We start from the raw sequence: 8346 nt of genomic DNA, 5'->3' as shown, positions 1-8346 counted from the left end.
GAATGAAACAGAATTTGCCTGGCGGCAATAGCGCGGTGGTCCCACCTGACCCCATGCCGAACTCAGAAGTGAAACGCCGTAGCGCCGATGGTAGTGTGGGGTCTCCCCATGCGAGAGTAGGACACTGCCAGGCATCAAATAAACGTTATCAGCGTGACGGCTGGTAATGCGCAAATCGCAGAGCGCGATATTGCCGGCATCGAAAGATGCAACGTAAAAGAATCGGTGGAGCGGTAGTTCAGTTGGTTAGAATACCTGCCTGTCACGCAGGGGGTCGCGGGTTCGAGCCCCGTCCGTTCCGCCACTTATTTAATTATGCCTGCTTTATTAGCAGGCATAATGTTAAGCGAGATTTAGGGGCGTAGCTCAGTTGGTAGAGCACCGGTCTCCAAAACCGGGTGTCGCGAGTTCGAGTCTCTCCGCCCCTGCCATATTAAGAACCCTTTGCGAAAGCAAAGGGTTTTTTTTTGCCTATCATTTTTCTTCCTTACCGCTTTGGAATAGAGCGCTTTTGACGCTATATGCCGATGTTTGCCCGATCCTGGTTGCTTCATGTTCCTCCGAACTCTATCCTGCCGGCCTCCTGATTCTTATCTCGTTTTGCATTATCTTCTCTCAGAAGGCGATGAGCGCGTTTTGGTGTGATAGACAGGCATGACCACGATGACGGCGTTTAAGGCCGCCATAACGCTTTAGGCTGCGGTATTTAAAGGTATTTTAAGTAATTGCCGAATCAAAGGCTGTTGATCGCTGTTTTGCAACCAGACGGCATACAGTGGGCGGATAATCGGCGGGATCTCGGTGGCGGCCACCAACTGTGGATACTCTTTTTCCCACTGGCTGGGCAGGAAAGCACATCCGCCCGTGGTTTCCAACAGCTGACGCGTCAGGTGAGCGGAGGTGGTAGTAAGCACCGGCACGTTATCACCTTCCAGCATGCGGCTTTCCTGTTGGTGGAAGTCGGCTCCCCATTCCAGCTTGATGTAGGGCATGGGGGCCTGTTTGTCACGATGCGCGGATGAGAACAGGCGTAATGAGAAATTGCTCAGTTGCTGGCTGGCCAATTCATCCATCTTAGGCGGTTCAGTGGTGATCAGTAAATCGAGCTGCCTTTCATGCAGTTGTTTTACCAAAGAGTGCCTTAATGCCACCCTGGCTTCTAGCTGCAGCGCTTCGCGTTGTTGATAGAGCGCCTGTAGCCAAGGGGTCAGATAGGCTTCCCACAGCGAAGCGGTAGCGCCGATCGACAACTCGGTGTGTTGCAGCGAACGCACGACCTCCTTTTTCGCCAGCTGCCAGGTGTTCATCAGGCTCTCGGCATAGGGCAGAAGGCGCTCGCCGGCAGGCGTCAGGCGGATATTATTGCGATGACGGGTAAATAAATTGGCGCCCAGCTGGTTTTCTAACTGACGGATGCGGAAACTGACCGCGGACTGCGTTAAGTACAAAGATTCTGCGGCTCTGCCAAAGTGACGCGTTCTACTGACCTCCAAAAAGGTTTTCAGTAATTCGGTATCCACACCTATCTCCAAAAAAATTTGTCGTTAAGATTTAAATGTTTTGTTTTACACGCTGTCAAGCCTATCTAATACTCCGCGCCATAAACAGCACGGCCATAAGAGAATTAGGAGCGTGTCAGATGGCGGATAGCTTCACCACGACCAATCGTTTTTTTGATAATAAACATTACCCTCGCGGGTTCTCCCGTCACGGCGATTTCACCATTAAAGAGGCGCAATTGCTAGAGCGCTTCGGCTACGCGTTTAACGAGCTGGACTCGGGCAAACGCCAGCCGGCCACTGAAGAAGAACAACTGTTCGTCGCAGTGTGCCGCGGTGAGCGCGAAGCGGCTACCGAGCAGGAAAAAGTATGGGCTAAATATCTGGCGCGCACACGTCGCCCGAAGAAATTCCATACTCTGTCCGGCGGTAAACCGCAGGCTGACGCAGTAGAAGATTACAGCGACAGCGAAGACTAAAGACGATGGGGCCTGTGGGCCCCATTTTCATTCCAGACTACGATGCAGTTGTAACAGCAGGCGGTCCATGCTGCGATAGCCCAGCGCTTCGCTGAGGTGGCGCCTGTCGAGCTCAGCATCTCCCGCCAAATCCGCCAGCGTGCGCGCCACTTTCAAGATGCGCTGCCAGGCGCGAACCGATAACCCCAGCGCGTTTAATGTCGCTTCCAAAAACTCGGCGTCTGCCGCCTGCAGAACGCAATCCCGTTCCACTTCGCGGTTGCTCAGCAGCGCGTTGACTTTACCGGCGCGTTCGAGTTGCCGGGCGCGTGCCAGCAGCACTCTTTTCCGCACTTGTTCGCTGCTTTCTCCGTGTGTTTTCCGATGACTGAGTGTTCCCGGCGGCAACAGCGGCACTTCGATAGACAGATCGAAACGGTCGAGAAAAGGCCCTGACAGCCGGGCCAGATAGCGCAACACCTGCTGCGGTGAGGCGCGATTGTGCAGCCCCTGATAGTGCCCCGTCGGGCTGGGGTTCATTGCCGCGATCAGCTGCACTCTGGCGGGGAAACAGACCTTGGCGTTGGCGCGTGAAATCACGATCTCGCCGGATTCCAACGGCTCACGCAGCGCATCCAGTACCTTACGCTCGAATTCCGGCAGTTCATCCAGAAACAGCACGCCGTTATGCGCCATCGAGATCTCGCCCGGTCGCGGCAGTGAGCCGCCGCCGACCAATGCCGCCATCGAGGCGCTGTGGTGCGGTGCGCGAAACGGCCTCTGGCGCCATGGTAGGGCAGCGGGAATGTGATGCTGCAAGCTGGCGACCGCTAGACTTTCCAGCGCCTCAGGCTCCGTGAGCGGTGGCAGTAGGCCCGTGAGGCGGCTGGCCAGCATGGTTTTACCGGTGCCCGGCGGCCCAATCAGCAATAGGTTATGCCCGCCGGCGGCGGCGATCTCCAGTGCCCGCTTGGCCTGCTCCTGGCCGATGATATCGCGCAGGTCGGCGTTTTCGCAGGCGGTGTCCGCAGCGGGAGGCGTGGCCGCCACCGGCAGTTCGCCCTGGCCGAGCAGAAAGGCGCAGACTTCCAACAGGTGCCGGGCGGTATGGGAGTGCGACTGCGCGATCAGGCCGACTTCGGCGGCGTTGTCCGTTGAGAGAATCAGTTGCCGCCCGGCATCAGCCGCCGCCAGCGCCGCCGGGATCGCGCCCCTGACCGCGCGCAGTGAGCCGGACAGCGCGAGCTCGCCAAGAAACTCGTAGCGCGCCAACGGTGCGAGGGGCAATTGCTCGGAGGCGGCGAGGATCGCCAGCGCTATCGGCAGATCGTAACGCCCGCCTTCTTTCGGCAGATCGGCGGGCGCCAAATTGACGGTGATGCGCCGGGCGGGAAAGGTGAAACCGTTATTGATCAGGGCGCTGCGCACCCGATCGCGCGCCTCTTTTACCGTGGTTTCCGGCAGGCCGACCAGCGTCAAGCCGGGCAGGCCATTGCTGATATGCACCTCCACCGTCACGGAAGGGGCCTGAACGCCGATGATGGCGCGGCTATAGATTACCGCCAGTGACATATCGCTCTCCTTGCTGAGGGCGACATGATGCGTGATTCATCCGGGCATTGCGCGGCTTTATTGGTGGTTTTTCGATGCATTTAGCAGAATAATCGCTGATTTTCATCGAAATAAATGAAGTTGTGCGAGCCGCCTCGCAACCTGCGGCAATACCCATTAACAATTCGCTGAAGGCTGCAACATATTAGCGGCCCATACGCATTGCAACCATAGGGTTAACGGGTGTATTTAACAATTGATTAAAAGAAAAATCACTTCTTTAACAAACCCCGACCGCCGCCGCATTCTGCCCGGCAGCCGCTAAACCTCCTGACTTCGTACTCTACGGTAGGGATAACACTATGTTTGGTTGGACCCCGCTGCAACGCAACGCGGCAATCGCCAGCTTTTCAAGCTGGACGCTCGACGCTTTCGATTTTTTCGTGCTGGTATTCTTACTCAGTGACATCGCGCAATCCTTTCACGTCGGTCTGGAACAGGTGACGTTGGCGATTTTGCTCACGCTGGCGGTGCGCCCGATTGGCGCGCTGATCTTCGGGCGTGCGGCGGAAAAATATGGCCGCAAGCCGATCCTGATGCTGAATATCGTCTTCTTCTCGGTGTTTGAGCTGCTCTCCGCCGCCGCGCCCTCGCTGACGGTCTTCTTGCTGTTGCGGGTGTTGTACGGCGTTGCGATGGGCGGCATCTGGGGCGTGGCGTCGTCGTTGGCGATGGAAACCATACCGGACCGCTCGCGCGGCCTGATGTCGGGCATTTTCCAGGCCGGCTATCCGTTCGGTTATCTGCTGGCGGCGGTGGTGTACGGCCTGCTGTTCGAAACGGTCGGCTGGCGCGGCATGTTTGTTATCGGCGCGGCGCCGATCCTGCTGCTGCCATTTATTTATTATTGCGTGCAGGAGTCGCCGGTGTGGCTGGCGGCGCGTGAACGCAAGGAAAGCTCTGCCTTGCTGCCGGTGTTGAAGAGCCACTGGAAGCTGTGCTGCTATTTGGTGCTACTGATGGCGGCGTTCAATTTCTTCTCCCACGGCACGCAGGATCTGTATCCGGTGTTTCTGAAAGTTCAGCATGGTTTCGATCCAAAAACCGTTAGTATCATCGCCATTAGCTACAATATCGCGTCAATTATCGGCGGTGTTTTCTTCGGTTCGTTGTCGGAAAAGATCGGCCGCAAAAAAGCGATCATCATCGCCGCGCTGCTGGCGCTGCCGGTGATCCCGCTGTGGGCATTTTCCAGCGGTTCGCTGATGTTGGGGATCGGCGCTTTCCTGATGCAGTTCATGGTGCAGGGCGCCTGGGGCGTGGTGCCGACCTACCTGACTGAGCTGGTGCCGGCCAACACCCGCGCGGTGCTGCCGGGGTTCGTGTACCAGTTGGGTAACCTGATCGCTTCGGTCAACGCCACGCTGCAGGCGACCATCGCCGAACATCATGGGCATAATTACGGCCTGGCGATGGCGATCGTCGCCGGTACGGTGGCGCTGGCGATCGCCCTGTTGGTGTTCTTCGGCAAGGATACGCGCGGCAAGGCGATCACAGACGCGGTGAGAAATCCGGGCGTGCGCGCCAACGTGTGAAATCCGGGCGATTCGCGTGAGGTATGACCAGATTGCGCCGAATAATAACGCAAAAAAAGTGTTGTCATGCCGCGCGCGACTATGGTACCTCTGTAAGCATTAGTTCTGAATGAGCACAGTGAACAAACCCATTATGAAAGCCTTTGCCCAAGTGATTAGCCTAGTCGTGATTAGCGTGGTGGTGATTATTATCCCACCGTGCGGGGCTGCACTTGGACGAAGAAAGGCTTAGCAAACAAGCCGGAATCGCAAGAGAACCCCCGCACCGTCAGGTCCGGGGGTTTTTTATTGGCAAGAGAAAAGTGGAGCAAGGGGCAGAGCATGAAAAACAGAACAAAATCCTGCGGTTTTCGAAGTAAGGCGGGGAAATAACTATGAATGGCGCTCAGTGGGTAGTTCAAGCGTTGCGTGCGCAGGGTGTGGATACCGTATTCGGCTATCCGGGCGGGGCAATCATGCCGGTGTACGATGCGTTGTACGACGGCGGTGTGGAACACCTGCTGTGCCGCCATGAACAGGGCGCCGCGATGGCCGCCATCGGCTACGCCCGCGCCACCGGCAAAGTCGGCGTTTGCATCGCCACTTCCGGCCCCGGCGCCACCAACCTGATCACCGGCCTGGCTGATGCGCTGCTCGATTCCGTTCCCGTTGTCGCCATCACCGGTCAGGTGGGTTCCGCGCTGATCGGCACCGATGCCTTTCAGGAGATCGATGTTCTCGGCCTGTCTCTGGCCTGCACCAAGCACAGCTTCCTGGTGGAATCGCTGGACGCGCTGCCGGGCATTATGGCGGAAGCCTTCGCCATCGCCGCCGGCGGCCGTCCTGGCCCGGTGCTGATCGATATCCCGAAAGACATCCAGCTGGCGCAGGGCGACTTGCACCCGCATCTGATGCCGGTCGATGAAGCGCCGGCATTCCCGGCGGCGGCGTTGGCGGAGGCGGCCGAGCTGCTGGCGCAGGCGCACAAACCGATGCTGTACGTCGGCGGCGGCGTGGGCATGGCGCAGGCGGTGCCGGCGTTGCGCGAGTTCATCGCCGTGACCCGCATGCCGAACGTCGCCACCCTGAAGGGGCTGGGCGCGCCGGATGCGCAAGATCCGCTGTACCTCGGCATGTTGGGCATGCACGGCACCAAGGCTGCCAACCTGGCGGTGCAGGAGTGCGATCTGCTGATTGCCGTCGGCGCGCGTTTCGATGACCGCGTGACCGGCAAACTGAACGCCTTCGCGCCGCACGCCAAAGTGATCCACATGGATATCGACCCGGCGGAAATGAGCAAGCTGCGCCAGGCGCATGTGGCCCTGCAGGGCGATCTGAAAGCGTTGCTGCCGGCGTTGCAGCGCCCGCTGAACATCGCCCCTTGGCAGCAGCAGGTGACGGCGCTGAAAGCCGACCACGCCTGCCGCTACGATCACCCCGGCCAGCCGATCTACGCGCCGCTGTTCTTGCGCCAGCTGTCCGCCCGCAAGCCGGCCAACAGCGTAGTGACCACCGACGTGGGCCAGCACCAGATGTGGAGCGCGCAGCACATGACGTTCGAACGCCCGGAGAATTTCATCACCTCCAGCGGCCTCGGCACCATGGGGTTCGGCGTGCCGGCGGCAGTAGGGGCCCAGATCGCGCGCCCGCAAGATACGGTGATCTGCGTCTCGGGCGATGGCTCCTTCATGATGAACGTGCAGGAACTGGGCACCATCAAGCGCAAACAGCTGCCGCTGAAGATCGTGCTGCTGGACAACCAGCGCCTCGGAATGGTGCGTCAATGGCAGCAGTTGTTCTTCGACGGCCGCTACAGTGAAACCAACCTGTCCGATAACCCCGACTTCCTGATGCTGGCCGCCGCCTTCGGCATTCCCGGCCAGCGCATCAGCCGCAAGGATCAGGTGGAGGGCGCGCTCGAGGCGCTGTTCAACACCGCAGGCCCTTATCTGCTGCAGGTCTCTATCGACGAACTCGAAAACGTCTGGCCGCTGGTGCCGCCGGGCGCCGGCAACGAAACCATGTTGGAGGAAATATCATGATGCAGCATCAACTCTCGATCCAGGCGCGTTTTCGCCCCGAAATGTTAGAGCGCGTATTGCGGGTCGTGCGTCATCGCGGCTTTCAGGTTTGTGCTATGAATATGGTTTCCCCGGCCAACGCCGACAGCATCAATATCGAATTGACCGTTGCCAGCCCGCGTCCGGTTGCCCTGTTGTCATCTCAATTAAGCAAACTGATGGACGTCTCCTGCGTCGAGATCCAGCAGCCAACATCACAACAAATACGCGCCTGAGGCGCCGAGAAGGATAAATAACAATGACAAAGAAAGCCGATTACATTTGGTTCAATGGTGAGATGGTTCCCTGGGCCGAGGCCAAAGTGCACGTGATGTCGCACGCGCTGCATTACGGCACGTCGGTATTTGAGGGGGTGCGCTGCTACGACTCGCACTTGGGGCCGGTAGTGTTCCGTCATCGCGAGCATATGCAGCGCCTGCACGATTCGGCGAAAATCTACCGCATGCCGGTTTCGCAAAGCGTTGACGAACTGATGGAAGCCTGCCGCGCCACGTTGCGCAAGAACAACCTGGTCAGCGCGTACATCCGCCCGCTGGTGTTCGTCGGCGATGTCGGCATGGGCGTCAACCCGCCGGCCGGTTACAAAACGGACGTGATTATCGCGGCGTTTCCTTGGGGCGCTTATCTGGGTGAAGAAGCGCTGGATCAAGGCATCGACGCGATGGTCTCCTCCTGGCACCGCGTCGCACCAAACACCATCCCCACCGCGGCCAAGGCCGGCGGCAACTATCTTTCCTCTCTGCTGGTGGGCAGCGAAGCGCGTCGCCACGGCTATCAGGAAGGCATTGCGCTCGACGTGCACGGCTACATTTCCGAAGGGGCGGGCGAGAACCTGTTTGAAGTGAAAGACGGCGTGATTTACACCCCGCCGTTCACCTCTTCGGCGCTGCCGGGCATCACCCGCGACGCGATCATCAAGCTGGCGAAAGACATGGGCTTCGAAGTGCGTGAGCAGGTGCTGTCGCGCGAATCGCTGTACCTGGCCGACGAAGTGTTCATGTCCGGCACCGCGGCGGAAATCACGCCGGTGCGCAGCGTGGACGGCATTCAGGTCGGCATCGGCAAATGCGGCCCGGTGACCAAACAGATCCAACAGGCGTTCTTCGGCCTGTTCAGCGGCAAGACAGAAGACAAATACGGCTGGCTGGATCCGGTCAATCCGTAACGACAAGACAGACAAGAT

8 protein-coding genes, 2 tRNA genes and 1 rRNA gene are annotated in these 8346 nt (G+C 58.8%); 9 read left to right on the top strand and 2 right to left on the bottom strand.

The features are described 5' to 3' along the window. The first annotated feature begins 17 nt into the window (after nt 1-17). The 3 genes from rrf (at nt 18) to REA38_RS16130 (ending at nt 431) form a co-directional block, all read left to right on the top strand. Nucleotides 18-133: ribosomal RNA gene (rrf, locus tag REA38_RS16140) — 5S ribosomal RNA — on the top strand. Nucleotides 134-227: 94 nt separating this feature from the next. Continuing rightward, nucleotides 228-304, top strand: a tRNA-Asp gene (locus REA38_RS16135). A gap of 51 nt (nt 305-355) precedes the next feature. After that, nucleotides 356-431, top strand: a tRNA-Trp gene (locus tag REA38_RS16130). 261 nt (nt 432-692) lie between these two features. Here the strand turns inward: REA38_RS16130 and hdfR are convergent. After that, complete coding sequence (hdfR, locus tag REA38_RS16125) at nt 693-1520, bottom strand: HTH-type transcriptional regulator HdfR (RefSeq protein ID WP_033636417.1); 828 nt, start codon at nt 1518-1520, stop codon at nt 693-695. 119 nt (nt 1521-1639) lie between these two features. On the opposite strand from hdfR, the gene REA38_RS16120 reads away from it, so the two are divergent. Then, entirely contained in the window at nt 1640-1978 is a 339-nt protein-coding gene (locus REA38_RS16120) for a DUF413 domain-containing protein (RefSeq protein ID WP_004929946.1), read from the top strand. A 27-nt stretch (nt 1979-2005) separates the two neighbouring features. Here the strand turns inward: REA38_RS16120 and REA38_RS16115 are convergent, their stop codons facing one another. Continuing rightward, a complete protein-coding gene (locus tag REA38_RS16115; protein WP_308884476.1) occupies nt 2006-3529 on the bottom strand; it encodes a YifB family Mg chelatase-like AAA ATPase in 1524 nt (507 codons plus the stop codon). A 341-nt stretch (nt 3530-3870) separates the two neighbouring features. Between REA38_RS16115 and REA38_RS16110 the strand changes: the two genes are divergently transcribed. The 5 genes from REA38_RS16110 (at nt 3871) to REA38_RS16090 (ending at nt 8328) form a co-directional block, all read left to right on the top strand. Then, a complete protein-coding gene (locus REA38_RS16110) occupies nt 3871-5103 on the top strand; it encodes an MFS transporter (protein WP_033654504.1) in 1233 nt (410 codons plus the stop codon). A gap of 133 nt (nt 5104-5236) precedes the next feature. Continuing rightward, a complete protein-coding gene (gene ilvL / locus REA38_RS16105) occupies nt 5237-5335 on the top strand; it encodes an ilv operon leader peptide (RefSeq protein WP_013814970.1) in 99 nt (32 codons plus the stop codon). Between the two features lie 142 nt (nt 5336-5477). After that, nucleotides 5478-7124: an acetolactate synthase 2 catalytic subunit gene (gene ilvG / locus REA38_RS16100; protein ID WP_164134906.1), complete on the top strand. Its 1647-nt coding sequence runs from the start codon at nt 5478-5480 to the stop codon at nt 7122-7124. Then, nucleotides 7121-7378, top strand: coding sequence for an acetolactate synthase 2 small subunit (ilvM, locus tag REA38_RS16095; RefSeq protein WP_004929955.1), 258 nt, complete (start codon nt 7121-7123; stop codon nt 7376-7378). The genes ilvG and ilvM overlap by 4 nt, the downstream gene beginning before the upstream one ends. A gap of 23 nt (nt 7379-7401) precedes the next feature. Then, a complete protein-coding gene (locus REA38_RS16090; protein WP_033636413.1) occupies nt 7402-8328 on the top strand; it encodes a branched-chain amino acid transaminase in 927 nt (308 codons plus the stop codon). The last annotated feature ends 18 nt before the right edge of the window (nt 8329-8346 follow it).

This window comes from Serratia sp. MF1(2023), from assembly GCF_030954545.1.
Classification (GTDB): Bacteria; Pseudomonadota; Gammaproteobacteria; order Enterobacterales; family Enterobacteriaceae; genus Serratia; species Serratia sarumanii.
Note: the sequence above shows the minus strand (reverse complement) of the source record. Positions and strands in the feature narration are given on the sequence as shown.

Excerpts from the sequence above, each read along its gene's own strand:
- REA38_RS16120 (WP_004929946.1), top strand. The coding sequence starts at position 1,640 with ATGGCGGATAGCTTCACCACGACCAATCGTTTTTTTGATAATAAACAT.
- REA38_RS16115 (WP_308884476.1), bottom strand. The coding sequence starts at position 3,529 with ATGTCACTGGCGGTAATCTATAGCCGCGCCATCATCGGCGTTCAGGCC.
- REA38_RS16110 (WP_033654504.1), top strand. The coding sequence starts at position 3,871 with ATGTTTGGTTGGACCCCGCTGCAACGCAACGCGGCAATCGCCAGCTTT.
- ilvL (WP_013814970.1), top strand. The coding sequence starts at position 5,237 with ATGAAAGCCTTTGCCCAAGTGATTAGCCTAGTCGTGATTAGCGTGGTG.
- ilvG (WP_164134906.1), top strand. The coding sequence starts at position 5,478 with ATGAATGGCGCTCAGTGGGTAGTTCAAGCGTTGCGTGCGCAGGGTGTG.
- ilvM (WP_004929955.1), top strand. The coding sequence starts at position 7,121 with ATGATGCAGCATCAACTCTCGATCCAGGCGCGTTTTCGCCCCGAAATG.
- REA38_RS16090 (WP_033636413.1), top strand. The coding sequence starts at position 7,402 with ATGACAAAGAAAGCCGATTACATTTGGTTCAATGGTGAGATGGTTCCC.